Here is a 24,921-nt window from a genome sequence, read left to right as displayed (position 1 = left end):
TCACAGACGCCATCGCGAGCAAGCTTTGCTCCTACAGGTACTGGGTGGTGTCAGATCCGGAACTGGCCAACCAATTTACCCAGGCGTTGCCCAAGGTCCGCCAGGCTGCGTGAAGTCTGCGCGCCCAACTGGGTTTCATCCGCCACGCTGTCCACCGCCACGGCAATCTGATGCACGCTGCGGTTGATCTCTTCCGCCACCGCCGTCTGTTCTTCAGCGGCGCTGGCAATCTGCGCGTTCATCGAGTTGATGGTGCCGATCAACTGCGCCATGGTGTCCAGCGAAGCCCCGGCTTCGTTGGCCTGGGCCGAGGTGCCGTCACCCGCTTCGCTGGAACGGCGCATCGCTTCCACCGCCGACTGAGTTCCGGCCTGCAAGCGGTCGATCATGCCCTGGATTTCCTGGGTACTGATTTGCGTGCGACTGGCCAACGCCCGCACTTCGTCCGCCACCACCGCAAAACCACGGCCAGCCTCACCGGCGCGCGCGGCTTCGATGGCGGCGTTGAGGGCCAGGAGGTTGGTCTGCTCGGCAATCGAACGGATCACCCCGAGCACGCTGACAATCGAAGACACGTCTTTTTGCAGGCTGTCGAGGGACACGCCGCTGGTGCGGATGTCATCCACCAACGCATGAATTTTCACGATGCTGCCGGCCACCACACGTTTGGCGGCCTGGCCTTCAGCGTCGGTTTGCTGGGCAGCGACGGCGGCGTTTTGCGCGCTCTTGGCCACTTCCTGGGCGGCGGCGGACATTTCGTTGATCGCCGTGGCGACCTGGTCCGTTTCATGACGCTGACGCTCCATCGCCTGATCCGAACGCTGGGCCTGATCGGACACCTGATTCACCAGCCCGGTCAGTTGCGAAGTCATTTCAGTGATCTGGCGCACCAGGCTGTGGATCTTGTCGACGAAGCGGTTGAACGAGCCGGCCAGTTGCCCGAGTTCGTCTTCGCTGGTGATGGTCAGGCGCCGGGTCAGGTCGCCCTCGCCCGCTGCGATGTCGTCGAGGTTGGCTTTCATCAGGTTCAGCGGTCGCAGAATCGCGTTAGCCAGCAACATCCCCGCAGCAGCGATCACCAGCAACACCACCACGGCAATCCCGACGATGCTCAGCACCACGCCTTCCATCCGTTCGGTGACCTTGGCCTGGACCAGCGCCACCTGAGCTTCGATGCCATCGAGGTTGACCGAGGTGCCGACCGCCATGTCCCACTTGGGCAGGTATTCGGTGTAGCCGAGTTTGGGCACCAGCACCTGAGTGTTGCCGGGCAATGGCGAGCTGTATTCCAGATAGTGTGTGCCGTCCTTCGCGACTTTCACCAGGTCGCGATTGACGTAGACACCGTTCGGGTCACGGTTGTCCTTGAAGCTCTGGCCCACGCCGTCCGGGCTGTTGGACTTGAACAGGCGCACGGTGTTGGAGTCGTAGCCGAAGAAGTAGCCATCCTTGCCGTAGCTGATGCTCGACAGCAACTTGACCACTTGGGCCCGCGCGGCGTCATCGCCAGGGGCGGCGGCATCATAAAGCGGTTTGATCGCGGTCATGGCCACGGCGACGTAACTTTGCAGGGTGGCCTTGGCGTCGTTGAGCAGGCTCTGGCGGGTTTCCTCGACCTCCTTGCGCGCCTGTTCCTGAAGAATGAACAGCGTGGTCAGGCTGATGACTAGCGCGAAGAGCAACACCGGGAGAACGGCAAGGGACAGGACTTTAGCCTTCAGGCTCATGCGCATGACGGTTCACTCTTTTGATTTTATTGGCGTGGTTAAAGGCTTTAACGGCAGGCCAGATCAAAAGTTGAATCATCGGACACCACAATCCCCTTGTAGGAGCGAGGCTTGCCCGCGAAGGCGGCGGCACACTCGACATCTATGTGTCTGACACACCGCTTTCGCGGGCAAGCCTCGCTCCTACAGGGGATCGGTGATCAGAGGACCATCGCCGCCACCCAGCCAAACGCCAGCAGCGGCAGATTGTAGTGCAGGAAGGTCGGGACCACGGTGTCCCAGATGTGGTGATGCTGACCGTCGATGTTCAGGCCGGAGGTCGGCCCCAGGGTCGAGTCCGAGGCCGGCGAACCGGTGTCGCCCAAGGCACCCGCGGTGCCGACGATGCAGACGATCGCCATCGGGCTGAACCCCAGTTGCACACACAGCGGCACGAAGATCGCCGCCAGGATCGGCACGGTGGAGAACGACGAACCGATGCCGATAGTCACCATCAACCCCACCAGCAGCATCAGCAGCGCACCAATGGCCCTGCTGTGATCGATCCACGCCGCCGCGCTTTCGACCAGCGTGCGCACTTGCCCGGTGGCCTTGAGCACTTCGGCAAACCCGGACGCGGCAATCATGATGAAGCCGATCATCGCCATCATCTTCATGCCTTCAGTGAACAGGTCGTCGGTTTCACGCCACTTCACAATCCCCGACGCCGAGAAAATCAGAAAACCCGCCAGGGCACCGATGATCATCGAGTCCAGCAGCAACTGAATGATAAACGCCGCCGCGATGGCCAATCCGGCCACGCACAGGGTCAGCGGGTTGTAGGCGACACTGACTTGCTCCACCTGCTCAATCTTCGCCAGGTCGTAGACGCGTTTTTTGCGGTAGCTGAAGAACACCGCCACCAACAGGCCGAACACCATGCCCATGGCCGGAATCGCCATGGCGTGCATGACGTTGATCTGGCTGATGTCGACGCCGCTCTTGGCGACGTTGGCCAGCAGGATCTGGTTCAGGAAGATATTGCCGAAACCCACCGGGAACACCATGTACGGAGTGATCAGGCCAAACGTCATGACGCAGGCGATCAAGCGGCGATCCAGTTGCAACTTGGTCAGCACATATAAAAGCGGCGGCACCAGCAACGGAATAAAGGCGATATGTATCGGCAGAATGTTCTGCGAAGCGATGGCCACCACCCACAGCAAGCCGATCAACAGCCACTTGACCGAACCTCCGCCGTTGGCGTGCTGGCGGTCGACCATTGCCAGGGCCTTGTCCGCCAGGGCATGGGCCAGTCCGGACTTGGCAATCGCCACTGCGAAGGCGCCGAGCAAGGCGTAGGACAAAGCCACCGTCGCCCCGTTACCGAGGCCACTGTTGAAGGCTTTGAGTGTTGCGTCGATGCCCAGACCACCGGTCAGGCCACCCACCAGCGCGCCGACGATCAGCGCGATCACCACATGCACGCGGGACAGGCTGAGCACCAGCATGACGCCAACCGCGGCAATTACAGCATTAATCATCGTTACCTCTGGGCAAGCGGAATGAGCTCCGCCGGCAGTCTGCGAATCGCCGCCAGCGAAATAAGGAATGGGTTTTATTAGAGGGCGCGCACTGTGCCGCACAGAGGCGTCGGTGTCAAAGCGCACGGGGCCCGGAAATGTGTAACAGCTTGCGATCATCGAAGCACCGCACTCTGTAGGAGCAAGGCTTGCCCGCGATGGCGCCCTTGAAGTCGTCATCGCGGGCAAGCCTTGCTCCTACAGGTCTGATTTGTCCTTAAGAAAGGTGATTGGCGGCCGTTACAGTGCAAAGTCTCAGATAAATATCGAATAAGGACGTCTCTCCATGTCGCTCAGACAACTCTCCATCCAATGGAAAATCACCCTGCTGGCCGGGCTGTGCCTGGCGGGTATCGTGACGCTGCTGGTGGGTCTTTCGCTGTATCGCATGGAGCACAGCTCCGCGCTGGTGAAAGCGTCGAGCATGGAGATGCTCACCGAATCCGCCCAGGCGCGGATCGAGTCCCAGGGTGAAAACCAGGCGCTGGGGATTCGCCAGCAGTTCATGGACGCCTATCAATATGGCCACGGCTTTTCGCGGCAGGTGCTGTTTCTGCGCGATCAGGCCGAAAAGCGTTTTCTCGATGCCTTCGACCTGCGAGAAGACCTGACCCGTCAGGTCAAGTCGGCGCTGCAGGCCAATCCGGAGTTGCTTGGCCTGTCCCTGGTATTTGAAGCCAATGCGCTGGATGGCAAGGACGAACTGTTCGCCGGCCAGGCTGAACTTGGCAGTAACGACAAGGGCCGCTTCGCCCTGTACTGGTCGCAACCGACGCCGGGCAAAGTGACGTCCATGGCGCTGCCGGAAAGCGACATGGCCGACATCAGCACCGGCCCCAGCGGCGAGGCGGCCAACGCCTGGTTTACCTGCCCGCGCACCACGCTCAAGCCGTGCGTGATCGAACCGTACTTCTATGTAATCGACGGCCAGAACGTGCTGATGACCAGCATCGTGTTCCCGCTGATGGTCAACGGTAAAGTCATCGCCTCGCTGTCGGTGGACATCAACCTCAACAGCCTGCAAGCGGTCAGCCAGGGCGCGAGCAAAAAGCTCTATGACGGCCAGACCAGCGTCAGCATTCTCAGCCCGGCGGGCCTGCTGGCCGGTTACAGCCCGGATGCGAGCAAACTCAGCCAGCGTTTGGATGTTGTGGATAAAACCAACGGCGCCGAGCTGATCCGTAGGCTTTCCGCCAGCAGCAAGACCGAAAGCTTGCACAGCAACGAGCAGTTGAAAGTGCTGTCGCCGTTCCAGCCGATTCCGGGCGGCAAGTCCTGGGGTGTGTTGCTCGACGTGCCGGAGAAAGTCCTGGTCGGTCCGGCCGAAGCGCTGAAAAAACAACTGGATGAAAGCAACCGCGCCGGCACGTTGGTCGAACTCGGCCTGGGCGTACTCGCCGCGCTGATCGGCCTGCTGTTGGTGTGGTTGATGGCCCGCAGCGTGACCAAACCGATCCTCGGCGTGGCGCATATGCTGGAAGACATCGCCAGCGGCGAAGGCGACCTGACCCGGCGCCTGGCCTACGACAAGAAGGACGAACTGGGCCAGTTGGCCGGCTGGTTCAACCGCTTCCTCGACAAGCTGCAACCGATCATCGCCGAGGTGAAACGCTCGGTGCAGGACGCCCGCAGCACGGCGGATCAATCCTCCGCCATCGCCACCCAGACCAGCGCCGGCATGGAGCAGCAATACCGTCAGGTCGATCAGGTGGCCACCGCCTCCCACGAAATGAGCGCCACCGCCCAGGACGTCGCCCGCAGCGCGGCCCAGGCGGCGCATGCAGCGCGCGATGCGGATCAGGCAACCCGTCAGGGCCTGACCGTGATCGACCGCACCACCGCCAGCATCGGCAACCTCGCTGCCGACATGAGCGCGGCGATGGTGCAAGTCGAAGGCCTGGCGGCGAACAGCGAGAAAATCGGTTCGGTGCTGGAAGTGATCCGCGCCATTGCCGAGCAAACCAATCTGCTGGCGCTCAATGCGGCGATTGAAGCGGCCCGTGCCGGTGAAGCCGGACGCGGCTTTGCCGTGGTCGCCGATGAAGTGCGCAACCTGGCGCGGCGTACTCAGGAGTCGGTCGAGGAAACCCGTCAAGTGATCGAGCAGTTGCAGAGCGGCACCCAGGATGTGGTCAGTTCGATGAGCAACGGCCATCGCCAGGCTCAGGGCAGTGTCGAGCAAGTCGGCCAGGCCGTGACCGCGTTGCGTCAGATTGGCGATGCGGTGACGGTCATCAGCGACATGAACCTGCAAATCGCCAGCGCCGCCGAGGAACAAAGCGCGGTGGCCGAAGAGATCAACAACAACGTGGCGACCATTCGCGACGTCACCGAATCGCTGTCGGGGCAGGCCAATGAATCAGCGCGGGTCAGCCAGTCGCTGAACAGCCTGGCCAACCAGCAGCAGAGCTTGATGGATCAATTCCGGGTTTGACCCAAGATGATTGATCGTTCCCACGCGCTGCGTGGGAATGCAGCCCGGGACGCTCCGCGTCCCAAGAGCGGACGCGGAGCGTCCATTGAGGCATTCCCACGCAGAGCGTGGGAACGATCGAACACCGCAATCCCCTGTGGGAGCGAGCTTGCTCGCGAAAGCGGTGTGACATTCAGCAAGGATGTTGGCTGATGCATCGCCTTCGCGAGCAGGCTCGCTCCCACAGGTTCTGCGCCCTACTGGGTTTTAGAGGTCGAGTGGATATTTGCGCGAAGCTGATTATGCTTCTAGGAGCAATCCGACGATATAAGCCCCAGGGCCTGGGTGCGGCAACACGGGTATTTTGAGGTGCTCCGGCCTACAACAAGCGCAAGACGGAGAACACCCATGGCCACAATCGACACCACCACCACGGGAATGGGCAGTGCGCCCCACCACGGCATCACCAAGGAGGAGCGCAAGGTCATTTTCGCCTCGTCCCTGGGCACCGTATTCGAGTGGTACGACTTTTACCTTTACGGCTCCCTCGCCGCGATCATCGCCAAGCACTTCTTCGCCGGCGTCAACGAGACCACCTCCTTCATCTTCGCCCTGCTCGCCTTCGCCGCGGGTTTCGCCGTGCGGCCGTTTGGCGCCATCGTGTTCGGCCGATTGGGCGACATGATCGGGCGCAAGCACACGTTCCTCATCACCATCGTCATCATGGGTATCTCCACAGCCGTGGTGGGTTTCCTGCCCGGCTACGCGACCATCGGCGTGGCGGCGCCAGTCATCCTGATCACCCTGCGCCTGCTGCAAGGCCTGGCCCTGGGCGGTGAGTACGGCGGCGCGGCGACCTACGTCGCGGAACATGCACCGAAAGGCAAACGCGGCTATTTCACCTCATGGATTCAAACCACCGCGACCCTCGGTCTGTTCCTCTCACTGCTGGTGATCCTCGCCTGCCGTACCGCTCTGGGCACTGAAGCCTTCGAGGCTTGGGGCTGGCGGATTCCGTTTCTGCTGTCGATCCTGCTGCTGATTGTCTCGGTGTACATCCGCCTGCAACTCAGCGAGTCACCGGTATTCCTGAAGATGAAAGCCGAAGGCAAGTCCTCCAAAGCGCCGCTGACCGAATCCTTCGCCCGCTGGGACAACCTGAAAATCGTGATCATGGCCCTGCTCGGCGGCACCGCCGGCCAGGCCGTCGTCTGGTACACCGGGCAGTTCTATGCGCTGTTCTTCCTGCTGCAAACCCTGAAGATCGACCCGCAGACCGCCAACCTGTTGATCGCCGGCTCGCTGCTGATCGGCACGCCATTCTTTGTGATCTTCGGCAGCCTGTCCGACCGCATCGGGCGCAAGGGCATCATCATGGCAGGCTGCATCCTCGCCGCAGCGACCTACTTTCCGATCTTCCATGCGCTGACCCAGTACGGTAACCCCGATGTGTTCATCGCCCAGGAAAGGAACCCGGTCACGGTGATCGCCGATCCCGACCAGTGCTCGTTCCAGTTCGACCCGGTGGGCAAGGCCAAATTCACCAGTTCCTGCGACCTGGCCAAGACCCTGCTGGCGAAGCGCGCGATCCCCTACAAAAATGACAAGGCTGAACCGGGCACCGTCGCTCAGGTGCGCATCGGCGACAAGGTGATCCCGAGCTTCGAAGGCTCCAGCCTGCCGGCCGCTGACTTCAAGGCGCGCAACGACGCCTTCACCGCCACCCTCGGCACCGCGCTCAAGGATGCCGGTTACCCTGAAAAGGCTGACCCGGCCAAGACCAATTACCCGATGGTGTTGCTGTTGCTGACCATCCTGGTGATCTACGTGACCATGGTCTACGGCCCGATTGCGGCGTGGCTGGTGGAACTGTTCCCGGCGCGCATCCGCTACACCTCGATGTCGCTGCCCTATCACATCGGCAATGGCTGGTTCGGTGGGTTCCTGCCGACGGTGGCGTTTGCGATGGTGGCGGCTACCGGGGATATCTATTACGGGTTGTGGTACCCGATTGTGATTGCAGTGATGACGGCCGTGCTGGGGATTTTCTTCATGCCGGAAACCAAGGATCGGGAGATTCATCACACCTAAATGACGTTTCCCCGTAGGAGCAAAGCTTGCTCGCGATGGCGGTTTCAAGGACGCCATCGCGAGCAAGCTTTGCTCCTACAGGGGGAGAACGTGGAATTCGGGTCAGCGCTTGGGCAATTCGATCACGACTTTCAACCCGCCCCACTCGCTTTCCTGCAACAGCAGCGTCCCGCCCCAGGTGTCGACGATGTCGCGCACGATGCCCAGGCCCAAGCCATGCCCGTCAGTCTGTTCATCCAGCCGTGTGCCGCGGCTGAACACCTGGGCGCGCTGGTCTTCGGGAATGCCCGGGCCGTCGTCTTCCACGCTCAGCTCAAACTTTTCAGGCATTTCGACCACGTTCAAGCGAACCTCGGCGTCCGCCCATTTGCAGGCGTTATCCAGCAGGTTACCGAGCAGTTCCAACAAGTCCTCGCGGTCCCAGGGCAGTAGCAAACCGGCCGGCGCACGGTAGCTCAGCTCAAGGTGTTCACCGTGGATCATGTTCAACGTGGCCAGTAACCCCGGCAGTTCGGCATCGCAATCAAACAACACTCCCGGCAACGCATCGCCGGACAATCGCGCGCGATTGAGTTCGCGGTTGAGCCGTTGCTGGACCTGTTCAAGCTGTTGCTGGATGACCTTGCGCAGCTCCGGGTGAGCATCGAGTTTTTCGCTGGAGGCCAGGCTGAGCAACACCGCCAGCGGGGTTTTCAAGGCGTGGCCGAGGTTGCCCAAGGCGTTGCGCGAACGCTTGAGGCTGTCTTCGGTATGGGCCAGCAGATGGTTGATCTGCGCCACCAGCGGCTCCAGCTCCACCGGCACCTGATCATCCAGTTGTGAACGCTGGCCTTGTTGCAGTTGAGCGATCTGCTCGCGGGCCTTTTCCAGCGGACGCAAGGCGCGGCGCACGGTGATCCGTTGCAGCAGCAGAATCAGCAGCAACCCCGCCAGCCCGAGCCCGAGACCGACTTGCTGCATACGCAGGAAACTCTGACGCACGGGCGTGTAATCCTGAGCCACGCTGATGGAAATCGACTGGCCGAGCCGTCGATAGTCCGACCGCAAGATCAGCAGCTGCTGGCCTTCCGGGCCCAATTGCAGATTGCTGTGCAACCCGGCGTGATCCAGCCGCGGCAGTTCCTGGTCCCACAACGAACGGGAGCGCCAGTGGCTGTCGGCAAAATCAATGCGAAAGTAATGCCCGGAAAATGGCCGCTGATAGGCCGGGGCCAAGTGTCGCTCATCCAGCTGCAGGCCCTGAGGCCCCCGCACCAGTGCTGCCAGCAGGTTTTCACTGTCGTTGCGCAGCCCGGCTTCGAGGTAGCGCTGCAAGCCCATTTCGAACAGCCACAAACTGGTTTGCGCCAGCACCAGGCCGACGATCACCATCACGCTGATCAGCCCCAGGCTCAAGCGGCGCTGGATCGACCTCACTGGGCTTGCCCGCCGAACAGGTAACCCTGGCCGCGACGGGTTTCGATCACGCTACGGCCAAGCTTGCGCCGCAAGTGGTTGACGTGAACTTCGAGCACGTTGGAATCGCGCTCGGTTTCACCGTCGTAGAGGTGTTCGGCGAGGTGACTTTTGGAAAGGATTTGCTCGGGGTGCAGCATGAAGTAGCGCAGCAAACGGAATTCAGCGGCGGTGAGCTGAATGTCGGCGCCGTCGCGGGTCACGCACTGGCGACCTTCATCCAGATGCAGCCCGGCGGCCTTGAGCGTCGGCTGGTTGGCCTGGCCGTGGGAGCGGCGCAGCAACGCCTGGACCCGCAGGTGCAGCTCTTCGGGGTGAAAGGGTTTGCTCAGGTAATCGTCGGCGCCAGCCTTGAGCCCTTCGATCCGCTCGGCCCAGGAATCCCGCGCGGTGAGGATCAGCACCGGGGTCGACAAACCGCCGGCACGCCATTGGGTCAGCACCTCAAGCCCCGGCAAACCCGGCAGGCCGAGGTCGAGGATGATCAGGTCATAGGGCTCGCTGCTGCCCTGGTACACCGCGTCGCGCCCGTCGGCCAGCCAATCCACGGCGTAACCCTGGCGGTTGAGGCCGGCCATCAATTCGTCGGCCAGGGGCACGTGGTCTTCCACCAGGAGCAAACGCATCGGTCAATCTTCCTTGTCTTTCAATAAACGGCCGGTTGCGGCCTCGATGTCCAGCTCGCGGACCACGCCTTCGGTGGTCAACAACTCGACTTCATAAATGTAGACGTCGTGTTTTTCTTCAAGCTCGGCTTCCAGCAACTTGGACCCGGGATAGCGGTCCAGCGCCTGTTGCAGCAGTTGCTCGAGCGGCAGGATCACGCCCTGCTGACGCAGGCGCAGGGCTTCGTCCTGATCCAGGTCGCGAGCCATGACCACCGAGCAAAATGCCAGAAGCACCAGCGTCATGCGTGAAACGGAAAGCACCTTCATTACGTATCCTGATGATCCTTGAGAACCTGCCCGCTGACAGCGTCCAATTCCAGGTCCCACTCAATGCCCTGCGGGTCGCGCATTTCCACCTGATAGATGTACTTGCCGTACTCTTCTTCCAGCTCGGTTTCGGTAATTTTGGAACCGGGGTGTTTGGTGAGTGCGGTGGCGTTGAGTTTCTCGAAAGACACAATGGTACCAGCGTCGCGCAGTCTCAGGGCTTCGTCGGGGCCCAGGTCACGGGCGTGGGCGAGGCTGGCGGTCATGGCGATGATGGACGCGGTGAACAGGGCAGTCAGGGTTTTCATGGGGTGTCTCCGTATTTTTTTATGTGTTGCGTACGGCGTGCACCTTAACGGGGCGAACTTAACTGAAACTGAATTGCCATCATTGGTCATGACAACACCCCACTCTGCCCTGCATGAAACCCCTTGTGGGAGCGAGCCTGCTCGCGAAAGCGGTTTATCAGTCGATGCTTACGTGGCTGATACACCGCTTTCGCGAGCAGGCTCGCTCCCACAGGGGAATGGTGGGTGTCTATAATCCTCGGCTTGCCAGACATCGAGACCGGTATGACTGCTATCCACATCAAGTTCCCGTCCCTGACCCTCAAGGCCGGCCCGCGGGCCTTTGCGCGCATTCGTGAAAACGGCCTGAGCGCCGCTGACGTCGGCACACTGCCGGGCGCCGCCGGTGGGCCCAAGGCGTTGGGGATTCAAGGTCTGGACCTGGCGCTGTTCGGCGAATGGCTGCCGGCGGCACCTCGTGAACGCTCGTTGATTGGCGCCTCGGTGGGTTCCTGGCGGTTCGCCAGCGCGTGTCTGCCGGATGCCGCCGAAGGCATTCGCCGGCTCGGTCATCTGTACACCGAGCAGAACTTCGACAAGGGCGTGACCATGGCGCAAATCAGCCAGAGCTCCCGGCGCATGCTCGATGAGCTGCTGGACGGCCGCGACGCCACGATTCTGGACAACGCCCATTACCGACTGAACATCATGGTGGTCAAAAGCCACGGCCTGCTCGCCCACGACCATCGCGGGCGCCTCGGCCTGGGCCTGTCGTCGGTGATCGCCGACAACCTGCGGGGTCGCGCGCGGCTGTCGCGGCATTTCGAACGGCTGATCATCCACGACCCGCGCCTGGCGCCGCCGGTCAATGCGTTGAATGACTTTCCGTCGCGCTTCGTTGCGCTGAATGCCGGCAATCTGCGCCAGGCCCTGCTGGCGTCGGGCTCGATCCCGATGGTCATGGAAGGCGTGCGTGATTTGCCCGGTGCCGGCGCTGGAACATTTCGCGACGGCGGTCTGCTGGACTATCACCTCGACCTGCCCTACAGCGGCAACGACATCGTGCTCTATCCGCACTTCACCGACCGGGTCATTCCGGGCTGGTTCGACAAGACCCTACCGTGGCGCCGCGCCTGCACTACGCGCTTGCAAGACGTGCTGTTGCTGGCGCCATCGAAGGATTATCTGGCGCGCCTGCCCTACGGCAAACTGCCGGACCGTAACGACTTCAAGCGCTTTATGGGCGATGCCCCGAGCCGCCAGAAATACTGGCGTGCGACGATGGAAGAGAGTCGCCGCATGGGCGACGAATTTCTCGAACTGGCTGCCAGCGGTCGCCTCGGCGAGCGCTTGCTGACCCTTTAGTCAGTGTTTTGCCCGGCGCTCTGGTAAACTCGCCGCCTGCCCACATCGCCGCGGCGATCGCCACCTGACAGAGCTGAAAATCACTGTGGAAATCTTCAAAGAGTTTACGTTCGAATCCGCCCACCGCCTGCCCCACGTACCGGAAGGCCACAAGTGCGGTCGCCTGCACGGTCACTCGTTCAAAGTGGCGATTCACCTCAGTGGCGACCTCGATCCGCATACCGGCTGGATCCGCGATTTCTCGGAAATCAAGGCGATCTTCAAGCCACTCTACGAGCGCCTCGATCACAACTACCTGAACGACATTCCTGGCCTGGAAAACCCGACCAGTGAAGTGCTGGCCAAGTGGATCTGGACCGAGTTGAAGCCCCTGCTGCCGGAACTCAGCGCGATTCGTATCCACGAAACCTGCACCAGCGGCTGCATCTATCACGGTGAGTAACAACACCTGATCGAGAAGAACCACCGGCGACGGTGGTTTTTTTATGCCTGTCGTTTCTTGCTGACGCCGAGTACAGTCAGGCCCCATCCTTGGCCCAAAGGAACCCGTCTCATGTCGCTGCTTATTCGCCCCGCTACGCTTGAGGACATCGCGCAGATCGAGGCCATCGTCGAGGCGGCCTATTCGCCTTACATCGAGCGCATCGGCCGCAAACCCGCGCCGATGCTGGATGACTACGCCAGCCAGGTACTGGCCCGGCGCGTCCATGTCCTCGCGCAAGAAAAGACCCTCAGCGGTTTCGTGGTGCTGATCGACACCGAAGAGTACTTGCTGCTGGACAACATCGCCGTCAACCCGGCGGTCATGGGCCAGGGTTTCGGCCGGCAGTTGCTGGACTTCGCCGAACGCCACGCCCTCGACGCGGGTTACCCCTCGATCCGGCTCTACACCAATGAAGCCATGCGCGAAAACATCGCGCTGTACCTGCGCCGGGGGTATGTCGAAACCCACCGGGTGGAAGAAAACGGCTTGCGCCGGGTGCACATGCGCAAAGCACTGAGCTAAAAAACACCTGAAAACCCTGTGGAAGCGGGCTTGCTCGCGAAAGCGGTGGATCAGTCAATATTGATGGTGGCTGACACGGCCTCTTCGCGAGCAGGCTCGCTCCCACAATTGTTCTTCAGTGGCCGCAGAATCAGTATTCGACACAAATCCCCTGTGGGAGCGAGCCTGCTCGCGAAAGCGGTTTGTCAGGCGCATTGATGCTGGATGTACAGACGCCTTCGCGAGCAAGCCCGCTCCCACAGGGGGAAATGCGTTTCGTCAGTTGCTGCATCCGTTATCTTTTGCCTATGCTCTTTGGCTCTTCCCGCCAAGAGGACACCCCCATGACTGACTGGCCTCTGCCTCAAACCTATCGCTTCAACGGGCATTCCGTTCGTTACGCCGTGCGGGGCGACGGTCCGCCGCTGGTGTTTGTGCATGGCACGCCCTTTTCGTCTTATGTGTGGCACCGGATCGCACCGCATTTCATCACCACGCATCGGGTGCATTACTTTGATTTGCTGGGGTACGGGCAATCCGCGCAACCCGACAGCGATGTGTCCCTCGGCGTACAAAACGAACTGCTGACGCAACTGCTGGAGCACTGGGGCCTGGACAACCCGGACGTAGTGGCCCACGACTTCGGCGGCGCCACCGCCCTGCGCGCCCACCTGCTCAACGGCAAAAACTACCGCAGCCTGACCCTGATCGACCCGGTGGCACTCACGCCCTGGGGCTCGCCGTTCGTGCAGCACGTGCGCCAGCATGAAGCGGCGTTCAGCGGATTGCCCGATTACATTCAAAGGGCCATCGTGCCGACCTACATTCGCGGCGCGATCCAGCGCGAAATCCCCGACCATGAATTAGCACCCTATGTGCAGCCATGGCTGGGGGAACCGGGGCAAGCAGCGTTCTACCGGCAGATTGCGCAGATGGATGAACGCTATACCCAAGAAGCCGAAGGGCTGTACCCCACGATTCGCTGCCCGGTGCAGATTCTGTGGGGCGAGGATGATCAGTGGATTCCCATCGAGCGTGGACGCGCCTTGCATGGAATGATCCCAGGGTCCCGTTTCCATGCCATTCCCAATGCAGGGCATCTAGTGCAAGAAGATGCGCCGGAAGCGATTGTCGCGGCGTTGCTGAGGTTTCTGTAAAGATGATCGTTCCCACGCTCTGCGTGGGAATGCAGCCCGGGACGCTCCGCGTCCCTGCCGAAGCGGACGCGGAGCGTCCATTGAGGCATTCCCACGCAGAGCGTGGGAACGATCATCACTACGGTTTCTACCGCAGCACTCATCCCCCTGAAGAAACCCAATCACCTGTGGGAGCGGGCTTGCTCGCGAAAGCGGTGGATCAGTCAATATTGATGTCGGCTGACACTCTGCCTTCGCGAGCAAGCCCGCTCCCACATGGGTCTTGTGCCCCGTCAGTTGCACCGCTTTCGCGCCCAACTCCCCCGCCTCGTCTATAAATAACCCCACCACCGCGCACCTGGCACGACCACTGCAACCCTCATCCGCGTCTCTCATCCAGCAAGGAACGCCCCATGACGCAGAACGACCCCGGTAACGATTACCCCCTCAGCGAAGTCCCGATGCACGCCCGCAAGGGCCTCGCCTCCACCGCCATGGTGCTGCTGGGTTTCACTTTCTTCACCGCGACCATGTTTGCCGGCGGCAAGCTCGGGGTGGCGTTCGGTTTTGGCGAGATGATGGCGGTGATCGTCGTCGGCAATCTGCTGCTGGGCATCTACGCCGCCGGACTTGGCTACATCGCGTTCAAGAGTGGCCTCAACTCGGTGCTGATGGGCCGTTTCTGTTTTGGCGAAGTGGGCAGCAGGCTCAGTGACTTGATCCTCGGCTTCACCCAGATCGGCTGGTACGCCTGGGGCACGGCGACGGCTGCGGTGGTGCTGGGCAAGTATTTCGAACTGGACGAAGGCACGGTGCTCGGGCTGATGGTGTTGTTCGGGATGGTGTTTTGCGCCACGGCGTATGTCGGTTATCGCGGGTTGGAGATTCTGTCGTACATCGCGGTGCCGGCGATGATGTTGCTGCTGATGCTGTCGATGTGGGTCGCGACGGTAAAGGTCGGCGGGCTCGACGGTTTGCTCGCCGTGGTGCCGACCGAGACGCTGGATTGGTCGACGGCCATAACCTTGGTGTTCGGCACTTTCGTCAGTGGCGCGACCCAGGCCACCAACTGGACGCGGTTCTCCCGTTCGGCGCGGGTCGCGGTGCTGGCGAGCCTGATCGGTTTCTTCGTCGGCAATGGCCTGATGGTGCTGATCGGCGCCTACGGGGCGATCGTCTATCAGCAGCCCGACGTGGTCGAAGTGCTGCTGTTGCAAGGCTTCGCCATGGCGGCGATGGCGATGTTGCTGCTCAATATCTGGAGCACCCAGGACAACACGATCTACAACTTCGCCGTCGCCGGGTGCAACCTGCTGCGCACCGGCCGACGCAAAACCGTGACCCTGGCCGGCGCCGTGATCGGCACGTTGTTGGCGCTGCTGGGCATGTACGACATGCTGGTGCCCTACCTGATTTTGCTCGGCACGGTCATTCCTCCGATTGGCGGTGTGATCATGGCGGACTTTTTCTTTCGTTATCGCGGTCAATATCCTCGTCTGGCCGACGCTCGCCTGCCGGCCTTCAACTGGTCCGGCCTGAGCGCTTATGCGGTCGGCACCGTGGCCGCGTTCAGCTCGCCGTGGCTCGCGCCGCTGGTAGGCATTGCCGCAGCCGCGCTAACGTATGTGATATTGACCGGCGTGCTGGGTGTCCGCACTGCCGATGCTCCACTACAAGATCTCTAAAAGGATTCGCCTGATGCACATCATCAACGCCCGCCTGCGCAACCAAGAAGGCCTGCATGAGTTGCACCTGGAAAACGGCCTGATCGGCAACATCGCCCGGCAGACCGAAGCCCCGACCTTGGGTCCCGATGACCTGGACGCCGGCGGCAAACTGGTGGTGCCGCCCTTCGTCGAGCCGCACATTCACCTCGACGCAACGCTGACCGCCGGCGAACCACGCTGGAACATGAGCGGCACGCTGTTCGAAGGCATCGAATGCTGGGGGGAGCGCAAGGCCACCATCACCCTGGAAGACACCAAGACCCGCGCCAAGAAAACCATCCAGACCCTGGCCGCCCACGGCATCCAGCATGTGCGCACCCACGTCGATGTCACCGATCCGACCCTGACCGCGCTCAAGGCGATGCTCGAAGTGCGCGAAGAAAGCCGCCACTTGATCGACCTGCAAATCGTCGCGTTCCCCCAGGAAGGCATCGAGTCGTACCGCAACGGTCGCGAGCTGATGGAAGAAGCGATTCGCATGGGCGCCGATGTGGTCGGCGGTATTCCGCATTTCGAGTACACCCGGGACCAGGGCGTCAGTTCGGTGAAGTTCCTGATGGACCTGGCCGAACGCACCGGTTGCCTGGTGGACGTGCATTGCGACGAAACCGACGACCCGCACTCACGCTTCCTCGAAGTGCTGGCCGAAGAAGCCCGCAGCCGCGACATGGGTTCGCGCGTCACCGCCAGCCACACCACGGCCATGGGCTCCTACGACAACGCGTACTGCGCCAAATTGTTCCGGTTGCTTGGGCATTCCGGGATCAGCTTTGTCTCCTGCCCGACCGAAAGCATTCACCTGCAAGGGCGCTTCGACAACTTCCCGAAACGCCGTGGCGTCACCCGGGTTAACGAATTGCTCGAAGCGGGGATGAACGTGTGTTTCGGCCAGGATTCGATCGTCGACCCGTGGTATCCCCTGGGCAACGGCAACATCCTGCGCGTACTCGAAGCCGGCCTGCATATTTGCCATATGCTCGGTTACCGCAACCTGCAAAGTGCGCTGGATTTGGTGACCGACAACAGCGCCAAGGCCATGGCCTTGGGGGATCGTTATGGACTGGAGCGCGGGCGGCCAGCGAACTTGCTGATTCTGTCGGCGGACAGTGATTACGAGGTGATTCGCAGCCAGGGTCTGCCGCTGTATTCGATTCGCGGGGGTGAGGTGTTGATGAAGCGGCAGATGCCGGTGGTGGAGTGGGCGCAACAGGTTTGAATTTTCGCTGACTGGGCGGGCCTCTTCGCGGGCAAGCCTCGCTCCTGTAGGAGCGAGGCTCGCCCGCGAAAGCGATCTTGAATTCACCCCATCAACCGCGCCGTACCAAACAACCTCACCCGACTCAATTCCCCACCCTGCTCTTCCAGCAGAATCGGCGCGGTCCCGCCGGGCATGACCACCTTCACTTCACCGGCCTTCACCCAACCCACCCGCCAAGCCGCGCACGCCACCGCACTGGCGCTGGTGCCCGACGAGGCGGTTGGCCCTTCTCCGCGCTCGAACACCCACGCGACGATTCGGCCTTCTGACTCAAGCCTCGCCCATTGCAGGTTCACCCCCGCCGCACAGGGCTGCCCTGCCCCAGCCGGCATGGCATAGGCGATGCGCATCAGCCCTTCGGCCAACCCCGGTTCGCGCATCTGTTCATTGCTCGGCAACGCCTCGGCATCGGTCACCAGCGTCACGCAATGGGGATTGCCGATTCGCACAAACTGGCTGCGCGTCCAGGCTGAATTGAGTGCTGACAGTGGCGGCACGTGGCTGATGTCGTGACCGTTCAATGTTGCGCTTTCGACCCCTTGAGCGCCGACCGCTTGCGGCCCCAGCGCGGGCTTGCCCAGGTCCAGCCAGAAGCCGTGTACGCCATCGACCTCGGCCGGTTTCACGGTCGTTTCTACCGGTGACAGCGCATCGCTTTTGTCGTGATGAACCCGCAGCACGCAACTCTCATCGCTCGGCAGCAACCCTTGCTCACTGAGGGCCTGGGAGAAAATCGTCAGGCCGTTGCCACTGCGCTCGGCCAGGGTGCCGTCGGTGTTGACGATCAACAGATCAAACGGAGGCGCCGCTTGAAACGGGCCGACCAGCAGGCCGTCGCAACGATGGTCCTTGCTTCCGGGCGGCTGTGTACCGGGCGCCCAACCGCAGAACGCCTCGATGGCTGATAACGCCCAACGTTCCCGGGTTTGTGCGGCGTGACTGGCATTTTCGGGCAGCTCGATACCGTCGTGGCGCACTGCATCAGGCGATACGACAGCGTAAATATTGCCCCGGGCATCGTAAAACGGTGTCATGGATCGGTCCTGAAATCGGCGTGAAAAGTGCCTGTACTGTAAGCATCAAAGTCCGGTGATGAAATACCGCCCCGGCGTCACCCCGAACGTGCGACGGAACATCGCAATAAATGCACTCACGTTTTCGTAGCCCAGTTCCAGCGCAATGGTCGTCACCGGCTCGCCCGCCGCGAGCAACTCCAGCGCCCGCAACAACCGCGCGCGCTGGCGCCAGTGGCTGAAGGTGAAGCCGGTTTCGCTGATGAAGCGTCGGGCCAGGGTTCGCGCCGACAACCCGCCCCACTGCGCCCACTGCTCCAGTGAGCGGTTGTCCGCGAGATCATCGACCAGCGCCTGAGTGATCCGGCGCAAGCGCAGATCATCAGGCAGCGGCAACCCGAAAGGCTCCATGGGCAATGCGGCGATTTCATCGAGGATGAGTTGGCCGATCCGTTCCTGACGCTGATCCCGTGCGCCCTCGTCCCAGGTGGCGGCCCGGTCCACGGCTTCACGCAGTAAGCCCGAGGTGGCGATGATGCACGGCTGTTGCGGTAACCCGACACAGGCAGGCGCCGTCACGTAGACGCTCCAGCCATGGAACGGACCGTGGGAGCGCAAGCCGTGCAGGCAGTCCGGCGGAATCCACACCGCGTGAGTGGCCGGCACTACCCAATGATGATCCGCCGCGTCCACCGACAACAACCCGCGCCGCGCCCCCAGCAATTGGCCGCGGGCATGCTGGTGCAAGGCGCTTTGGCGCTCGACGGGGCTGTCCAGCGTGACAGCGATCACCCGCGCAGCGGTCGAGGACTGTGCCAGCTCGGTGGATATCAGGGGTTTAGTCATTGGCAGCTTCACGTTATTGAATGACCCGAATAAGGCAGCTTAGCCATGAACGGCGCTTTAGGCTGAGCACTCATTCAACAGGAGTTACCGATATGCGCGCCGAAGACCTGCTTCCCGACGATCTCAACCAAGGCCAATTCAATGGCACCACAGTGCGCAAAGGCACGGTCGGGGCTTTTCTGATCAATGCGCGGGTGCTGGCCGACCCGGATGCCGGCGACGAACAACGGCGTCAGGCCGAGCAGGACATTACGGAGGCCTTGCCGGCGCTGCGGGCGCTGGGCTTGTTCGAGATTCTGCAAGTGCGAGACGAACGCCTGCGTCAATTGTGCGAACGCCGCTGACACCCGCGCTCGCGATTAAGGGCCGGGCTGTGCAAGGATGTCAGCCTGCCTGACCGCGAACCGCTGCGGACGCTGATCGAACCTGACCGGTAAGTCACTGTCCCTTGGGTACGCGACGTTTTTTGCCAAGGATCGATATGACCAACCTCAACACCCCCATCTCATTTGTTCCCGGACGCCTGGAACAGATGTCCACCCGCATCGCCTTTTTTATCGCCGGCCTTGGTATTGCAGCGTGGGCGCCGCTGGTGCCTTACGCCAAGGCGCGTGCCGGGCTGGATGAAGGAACCCTCGGTTTGTTGCTGTTGTGCCTGGGGGTCGGGTCGATTCTGGCGATGCCGGTTGCGGGACTCCTGGCCACGCGTTTCGGCTGTCGTCGGGTGGTGAGCGCCGGGGTGTTGCTGATTTGCGCAGCGTTGCCGTTGTTGGCGACGGTGTCATCGATTCCAGCGTTGATTGCCACGTTGTTCATGTTTGGCGCGGGGTTGGGCACGGTGGATTCGACGGTGAACCTGCAAGCGGTGATCGTCGAGCGAGCCAGTGGCAAGACCATGATGTCGGGGTTCCATGGCTTGTTCAGTCTGGGCGGGATCGTCGGCGCGGCGGGTGTCAGCGCCCTGCTCGGCCTGGGTGTTTCGCCGCTCGGCGCAACGTTGGTGGTGAACGTGATACTGATCGTGGCGTTGCTGAAAGCGGCGCCGCATCTGCTGCCTTATGGCAGTGAGAGTTCCGGGCCAGCGTTTGCCGTGCCCCATGGCATCGTGCTGTTTATCGGCATGATGTGTTTCATCGTGTTCCTGACTGAAGGCGCGGTGCTCGACTGGAGCGCGGTGTTCCTGGCGTCTGAGCGCGGAATCGATACGGCGTATGCCGGGCTGGGTTATGCGGCGTTTGCGCTAACCATGACCGCCGGGCGTTTGACCGGGGACGCGATTGTGCGGCGCCTGGGCGCGACCAAAGTGATGGTGTTTGGTGGGCTGACGGCGGCGGTGGGCCTGGCATTGGCGACATTCGCACCGACCTGGGAGGTGGCGCTGGTGGGTTATGCGCTGGTCGGAGCGGGTTGCTCGAACATCGTGCCGGTGCTGTACACCGCCGTGGGCAAACAGACCGTCATGCCGGAAAGCATCGCCGTACCGGCCATCACCACCCTCGGCTACGCAGGCATCCTCGCCGGGCCTGCACTGATCGGGTTCGTCGCCCATGGCAGCAGCTTGAGTTTTGCGTTCGGGTTGATGGCGGTGTTGCTGGTGGCGGTGGCCATTGGCGGGAAAGTGTTGAAAGTCTGAACAGCTTCGCGAGCAGGCTCGCTCCCACATTCGATCTCTAGTCGTACACAAAAATGCGGTGTTCACAGCAGACCCCTTGTGGGAGCGAGCTTGCTCGCGATGAGGCCGACACCGACAACATTAATGTCGCCTGATACACCGCCATCGCGAGCAAGCTCGCTCCCACAGGGGATTTCTGGTGAACACGGTATTTGTGTTCGGCGCAGATCCTATGTGGGAGCGAGCTTGCTCGCGATGAGGCCGACACAGCCAACATTAATGTCGCCTGATACACCGCCATCGCGAGCAGGCTCGCTCCCACAGGGGATTTCTGGTGAACACGGTATTTGTGTTCGCGCAGATCCTATGTGGGAGCGAGCCTGCTCGCGAATGAGGTTACCGCGGTCTATCAGAACCCGACGCTAGCCTGCACAAAGAACGTGCGCGGTGCGCCGACGTAGATGCCGGAGTTGTTGTCGCTGGAGCGGGTGAAGTATTGGTGGTCGAACACGTTTTTCACCCCGGCGCCAAGTTTCAGATTCGAGAGTTGCGAACCGAAGTCATAGCCCCCACGTACGTTCCAGGTCACGTAGCCCGGCATGTCGCCGTACTGCCCGTCAGCGCTGCCGTCAGTGATGTAGTTGCCGGTGAAGCTGCCATCGGCGTTCACGCCCGTGCCCGGCGAGTGTTGCTTGGACTGGGCGAAACCGTCGATGTTGTAGGTCCAGCGATCGATGTCGTAACGCAAGCCGACGGTGGCCACCTGACGGGAATAGAACGGCAAGTCACGGCCCTTGAAACCCGGGATCTCGCCTTCATACGTAGCGCGGGTATAGGTGAAACCGGCGTTGGCCGTCAGGCCGTCGAGCCGTGGGTCGAGCGCGGACATGTCGTAATGCACCGACGCTTCCAGGCCCTGGTGCTTGGTGGCGCCGAGGTTGGTCCAGCCCACATCGTTGCTGATGTATTGCAGTTCGTCATCGAAGTCGATGTAGAACAGCGTCACTTCCCCGCCCCACACGTCATCGTTGTAGCGCGTGCCGATCTCGTAGGTCTTGGCCTTTTCCGGGCTCAGGCCGTTGGCGGTGCTGTCACCCGAACCGCCCTGGCCGAGCTGGAAATATTGCAGGCTGCCGAACGAGGTTTCGTAGTTAGCGAACAGCTTCCACGCGTCGGACAAGTGATACATCACGCTCAAGGCCGGAAGCGGTTCGTTGCTTTCGATGCTGCGGTTTTTTTCCGGGACGCGTTTGCCAGCGGTATCGAGTACCGCGCGGTCGTGCCAGTCAGTGCTGATATGTTCGAAGCGGATACCCGGCGTAATGGTCCAGTTACCGACGTCGATTTTGTTATCGAGGTACACCGAATTGGCCTCGGTGCCACCGGTGCGATCCTGGAACACATGGCCGTCAGACGTCGGCGTGATCACCGGTTGGTTATTCACCAGCGCCACGCGGCTCGACTGCTCGTGCATCGCTTCTTTCAAGTAGCGATAACCGACGCTGACTTCCTGGGTGGTCGGGCCGACATCGAACACATGAGACACCCGCGGCTCGACACCCAGGGTGTAGTAGGACCGTGGATAAGAGCTGAGGGTTTTCTGATCGCGGGCGGCGATGGTGCTGCCACGGAAACTGTCCGTGTAGTAAGTCAGCACCTCGGCCTGGGTACGATCATCAATCTGCCGCGCCCACTTGAACGAGACATCTTTGCGGCGCCCGGTGAAGTTGTCGTAGTCGCGGTCGGACTGGAACGGACTGGCGTCGTACTGCTTCTGGGTCAGGCCGCCGGGCATGTCGGCGCTGGCGTCGTAGTAGTGGAAATTCAGGCTGAAATCGTCAACGTCGGTCGGCGCCCAGTGGGTCTTGAGGATCACGTCGTCGATGTCGTTGCCGTTGTTGCTTTCGCGGTAACCGTTGCCATTGACCCCGGTGTACAACAGCGCCACGCCCATGCCATTGTCAGCGGTGCCGCCGACAAATGCGGTGTCGATGTGTTTCCAGCCACCGTGCTGGGAGGTTTCCAGGGTCGTGCCGATTTCACCGGTGGCTTTCTCCGGGATGGCGCGGGTGACGAAGTTGATCACCCCGCCGACGTTCTGCGGCCCGTAACGCACGGAACCGGCGCCGCGCACCACATCGATGCTGTCGAGGTTGCCCGAGGAAATCGGCGCCATCGACAGTTGCGGCTGGCCATACGGGGCGAATGCAGCGGGTACGCCGTCGATCAACACCGTGGAGCGCGGCGACAGGCGCGAGGTCAGGCCCCGCACGCCGACATTCAGCGCGATATCACTGCCGCCGGTGCCGTTGGCGTCCTGTACTTGTACGCCCGGGACGCGACGCAGCACGTCGCCGACGTTCATCGCGCCCTGTTCGATCATCGCTTCGCGACGGATCACCGTGCGGGCGCCGGGGTGGTTTTGCACCACGGCGGCATCGGCGTCACCGAGCCAGTCGCCGACCACTTTGATATCGGTCACACCCAGTTCCAGCGGGCCGTTGGACGCGGAGGTCGGCGCCGGGGTCAAGGTCACGGAGCCTTCATCGATCTGATATTCCAGACCGCTGCCCTGCAGCAATTGGCGCAGGGCCTGTTCCGGGGACAGGTTGCCGTCCACCGCCGGGGCTTGTTTGCCGGCGACCAGTTCCGGGCTGAAAAAAACCTGTAGCGACGTTTGCTGACCGAGCTGACTCAAGGCCTGGCCCAGCGGCTGCGCCTGGATGTGAATCGCATCGGCGGCGAACGCCTGGGGCAGCGCGGCGCTGACAGCCAATGCCAGAGCCAGCGGCAACCAAGGTGATTTGTTGTTTTTAGCGGTGGTTTCTTTCACGTCGAACGTTGTCCTGTGGATCGCAAGAATACGCGGCTGTTAATGCAAACCAGTTGCAGTTGGACAAGAAGACGAAGAACTCGAAAAAAACCTGAATCTATCGCGCAATTATTTCCTGACTACCGTCAGAAAGCGTGCGCACGGCCACCGGCAGAATGCTCGGCAAGGCTTTCAGCAGCGCATCGGTGTTGTCGGAGTTGAACACGCTGGTCAGGCGCAGATTGCCCACTTTGTCGTTGCCGACCGTGAGTGGCTTCTCCCGATAGCGCGACACTTCGGCAGCGACTTCGGCCAGGCTGGCGTTGTTGAACACCAGTTTGCCGCTGCGCCAGGCCGTCAGTTCCTGCGGGTTGACCGCGTAAGCGGCGGCCACCTTGCCCTTGGCATCGATGTGCGTACCGAGGCCAGCGGTGAGATTGATGAAATCGGCGCCGTACCCCTGAACCTTGACCGTGCCCTGCTCCACCGCGACCTTGGTTTGCGTCAGGTCCCGGCGCACATCGAAGCGGGTGCCGGTGACCGTGACCTGGCCGTTGCCCGTTTCGACCACGAAGGGTCGGCTGGTGTCGTGCTCGACGCTGAACATCGCTTCGCCTTCGGTCAGCTCGATGCCGCGACGATGCTTTTCAAACCGTACCTGCACCCGGCTACGACTGTTGAGATCAATCATCGAACCATCCGGCAACGCCACATGCTGACGCTCGCCCAACGCCGTGGAAAATTCTGCGGTGTAGGTCGCCGGGTGATTCAAACCGCTGAACAAACCCAGGCCAAGCGCCACCGCCAACACACTGGCGGCAACCGCGTAACGCACCAGCGGACGTCGTTTGCGACGTTCCGGCGCGGCTTCACACAAGGCTTGCAGACGCTTGGCCGGCAACAGATCGGCCGCCGTCCACAAGCCCTGGAGCAGTTGAAATTCATCGCGGTGCTGCGGGTGTTCATGCAGCCAGACTTCGAAACGCCGATGTTCTTCAACGTCCACCGCCGGCTCCTGCAAACGCACAAACCACCGTGCCGCCTCGTCGCGAACCGCTGTTTGCCCGCACGCGCAATCACGAGTATCCATCATGGAAATTCCTGTTTGGCCGGGGATGTAAATGGGAGATGACGGCACACCTCTCTGTAGGAGCTGCCGAAGGCTGCGATCTTTTGCGCGGCACCGCAAATCATGACTGCGCCCCATCCAGACGATCCCGCAGGTGCCGCAGGGTGCGGATCATATATTTTTCCACCATGTTCTTGGACAGCCCCAACCGCTCGGCGATTTCCGCCTGGGTCAGGCCTTCGATCTTCTGCCAGACAAACACCTTGCGGCAGTTAATCGGCAACTCCGTGAGCGCCCGTTCAATGGAATCGGCCAACTGGATCGCATGCATGAAATGCTCCGGGTCGCCGGACGACGACACACTGTGATCAATCGCCTCGGACTCCATGGCGCCCCGCCGATCCTCACGCCGATAGCCATCCACCGCAATGTTGCGCGCGGTCTGGTGCAAATACGCCCGAGGCTGCTCCACCGCCGCCGAATCCGACTCAAGCACCCGCACGAAGGTGTCGTGGGCCAGATCCTCAGCCTGCTGACGATTTCTCAGGCGACGGGTCCAGGTGCCGATCAACTCTTCGTAATGCTCGAAAAAGCCGTGGGTGCGGGGCAGCTTGGGGGTCATTACGGT

General features: G+C 61.6%; 21 protein-coding genes and 1 pseudogene. 11 read left to right on the top strand and 11 right to left on the bottom strand.

Annotated elements, in window-relative coordinates; genetic code table 11:
• Window positions 1–50 precede the first annotated feature (50 nt).
• Window positions 51–1,727, bottom strand: coding sequence for a methyl-accepting chemotaxis protein CtpM (gene ctpM, locus BK667_RS34170; RefSeq protein WP_511261943.1), 1,677 nt, complete (start codon window positions 1,725–1,727; stop codon window positions 51–53).
• A gap of 200 nt (window positions 1,728–1,927) precedes the next feature.
• On the bottom strand, window positions 1,928–3,247 hold the full coding sequence (locus BK667_RS21920) for a Na+/H+ antiporter family protein (RefSeq protein ID WP_185058264.1): 1,320 nt from the start codon (window positions 3,245–3,247) through the stop codon (window positions 1,928–1,930).
• 328 nt (window positions 3,248–3,575) lie between these two features.
• Here BK667_RS21920 and BK667_RS34045 point away from each other — a divergent pair.
• The 3 genes and pseudogenes from BK667_RS34045 to BK667_RS21905 all read left to right on the top strand — a co-directional run.
• Window positions 3,576–4,865, top strand: a pseudogene (locus BK667_RS34045) (methyl-accepting chemotaxis protein); the annotation flags it as partial.
• Between the two features lie 102 nt (window positions 4,866–4,967).
• Entirely contained in the window at window positions 4,968–5,723 is a 756-nt protein-coding gene (locus BK667_RS34040) for a methyl-accepting chemotaxis protein (RefSeq protein ID WP_375539182.1), read from the top strand.
• A 387-nt stretch (window positions 5,724–6,110) separates the two neighbouring features.
• Window positions 6,111–7,793, top strand: a complete 1,683-nt coding sequence (locus BK667_RS21905; protein WP_123598869.1) for an MFS transporter — start codon at window positions 6,111–6,113, stop codon at window positions 7,791–7,793.
• 102 nt (window positions 7,794–7,895) lie between these two features.
• Here BK667_RS21905 and BK667_RS21900 read toward each other — a convergent pair whose 3' ends face one another.
• From BK667_RS21900 to BK667_RS21885, 4 genes are read right to left on the bottom strand one after another with little or no spacing between them, the layout of a single operon-like run.
• The gene (locus BK667_RS21900) at window positions 7,896–9,209 is read right to left on the bottom strand and encodes a sensor histidine kinase (protein ID WP_123598868.1); all 1,314 of its coding nucleotides are present in this window, start codon (window positions 9,207–9,209) and stop codon (window positions 7,896–7,898) included.
• Window positions 9,206–9,874 (bottom strand): response regulator transcription factor, encoded by a 669-nt coding sequence (locus BK667_RS21895; RefSeq protein ID WP_054051582.1) that lies wholly within the window; start codon window positions 9,872–9,874, stop codon window positions 9,206–9,208. The genes BK667_RS21900 and BK667_RS21895 overlap by 4 nt, the downstream gene beginning before the upstream one ends.
• 3 nt (window positions 9,875–9,877) lie before the next feature.
• On the bottom strand, window positions 9,878–10,183 hold the full coding sequence (locus tag BK667_RS21890) for a PepSY domain-containing protein (protein WP_123516261.1): 306 nt from the start codon (window positions 10,181–10,183) through the stop codon (window positions 9,878–9,880).
• Window positions 10,183–10,491 carry a PepSY domain-containing protein gene (locus BK667_RS21885; RefSeq protein ID WP_123516259.1) on the bottom strand — a complete coding sequence of 103 codons (309 nt, stop codon included), beginning with the start codon at window positions 10,489–10,491 and terminating at the stop codon, window positions 10,183–10,185. Before BK667_RS21885 ends, BK667_RS21890 begins: the two co-directional genes overlap by 1 nt.
• A 264-nt stretch (window positions 10,492–10,755) precedes the next feature.
• On the opposite strand from BK667_RS21885, the gene BK667_RS21880 reads away from it, so the two are divergent.
• The 6 genes from BK667_RS21880 (at window position 10,756) to codA (ending at window position 16,899) form a co-directional block, all read left to right on the top strand.
• Window positions 10,756–11,835, top strand: a complete 1,080-nt coding sequence (locus BK667_RS21880; RefSeq protein WP_123516257.1) for a patatin-like phospholipase family protein — start codon at window positions 10,756–10,758, stop codon at window positions 11,833–11,835.
• A gap of 85 nt (window positions 11,836–11,920) precedes the next feature.
• A complete protein-coding gene (gene queD / locus BK667_RS21875; protein ID WP_123409926.1) occupies window positions 11,921–12,277 on the top strand; it encodes a 6-carboxytetrahydropterin synthase QueD in 357 nt (118 codons plus the stop codon).
• A gap of 111 nt (window positions 12,278–12,388) precedes the next feature.
• Window positions 12,389–12,841 carry a GNAT family N-acetyltransferase gene (locus BK667_RS21870; RefSeq protein ID WP_123516255.1) on the top strand — a complete coding sequence of 151 codons (453 nt, stop codon included), beginning with the start codon at window positions 12,389–12,391 and terminating at the stop codon, window positions 12,839–12,841.
• A gap of 323 nt (window positions 12,842–13,164) precedes the next feature.
• Window positions 13,165–13,977, top strand: a complete 813-nt coding sequence (locus BK667_RS21860) for an alpha/beta fold hydrolase (RefSeq protein WP_123598867.1) — start codon at window positions 13,165–13,167, stop codon at window positions 13,975–13,977.
• Between the two features lie 392 nt (window positions 13,978–14,369).
• A complete protein-coding gene (gene codB, locus BK667_RS21850; protein WP_123598866.1) occupies window positions 14,370–15,641 on the top strand; it encodes a cytosine permease in 1,272 nt (423 codons plus the stop codon).
• Window positions 15,642–15,654: 13 nt separating this feature from the next.
• Window positions 15,655–16,899, top strand: coding sequence for a cytosine deaminase (codA, locus tag BK667_RS21845; protein WP_123598865.1), 1,245 nt, complete (start codon window positions 15,655–15,657; stop codon window positions 16,897–16,899).
• Window positions 16,900–16,982: 83 nt separating this feature from the next.
• Here codA and BK667_RS21840 read toward each other — a convergent pair whose 3' ends face one another.
• Together BK667_RS21840 and BK667_RS21835 are read right to left on the bottom strand one after the other, a co-directional pair.
• Window positions 16,983–17,975, bottom strand: a complete 993-nt coding sequence (locus tag BK667_RS21840) for a diaminopimelate epimerase (RefSeq protein WP_123598864.1) — start codon at window positions 17,973–17,975, stop codon at window positions 16,983–16,985.
• Window positions 17,976–18,020: 45 nt separating this feature from the next.
• Complete coding sequence (locus BK667_RS21835; protein ID WP_123598863.1) at window positions 18,021–18,800, bottom strand: AraC family transcriptional regulator; 780 nt, start codon at window positions 18,798–18,800, stop codon at window positions 18,021–18,023.
• Window positions 18,801–18,892: 92 nt separating this feature from the next.
• Between BK667_RS21835 and BK667_RS21830 the strand changes: the two genes are divergently transcribed.
• Window positions 18,893–19,144 carry a hypothetical protein gene (locus tag BK667_RS21830; RefSeq protein WP_123598862.1) on the top strand — a complete coding sequence of 84 codons (252 nt, stop codon included), beginning with the start codon at window positions 18,893–18,895 and terminating at the stop codon, window positions 19,142–19,144.
• Between the two features lie 137 nt (window positions 19,145–19,281).
• Window positions 19,282–20,433, top strand: a complete 1,152-nt coding sequence (locus tag BK667_RS21825) for an MFS transporter (RefSeq protein ID WP_123598861.1) — start codon at window positions 19,282–19,284, stop codon at window positions 20,431–20,433.
• Window positions 20,434–20,821: 388 nt separating this feature from the next.
• On the opposite strand, the gene BK667_RS21815 is transcribed toward BK667_RS21825, so the two are convergent.
• The 3 genes from BK667_RS21815 to BK667_RS21805 form a co-directional block, all read right to left on the bottom strand.
• Entirely contained in the window at window positions 20,822–23,245 is a 2,424-nt protein-coding gene (locus BK667_RS21815; protein ID WP_123516239.1) for a TonB-dependent siderophore receptor, read from the bottom strand.
• Window positions 23,246–23,342: 97 nt separating this feature from the next.
• Window positions 23,343–24,317, bottom strand: a complete 975-nt coding sequence (locus BK667_RS21810; protein ID WP_123598860.1) for a FecR family protein — start codon at window positions 24,315–24,317, stop codon at window positions 23,343–23,345.
• 97 nt (window positions 24,318–24,414) lie between these two features.
• Window positions 24,415–24,915 (bottom strand): sigma-70 family RNA polymerase sigma factor, encoded by a 501-nt coding sequence (locus BK667_RS21805; RefSeq protein ID WP_123516236.1) that lies wholly within the window; start codon window positions 24,913–24,915, stop codon window positions 24,415–24,417.
• Window positions 24,916–24,921 lie beyond the last annotated feature (6 nt).

Source organism: Pseudomonas frederiksbergensis, assembly GCF_003732705.1.
GTDB lineage: Bacteria > Pseudomonadota > Gammaproteobacteria > Pseudomonadales > Pseudomonadaceae > Aquipseudomonas > Aquipseudomonas frederiksbergensis_F.
This window is presented reverse-complemented; position numbering and strand designations above follow the sequence as displayed.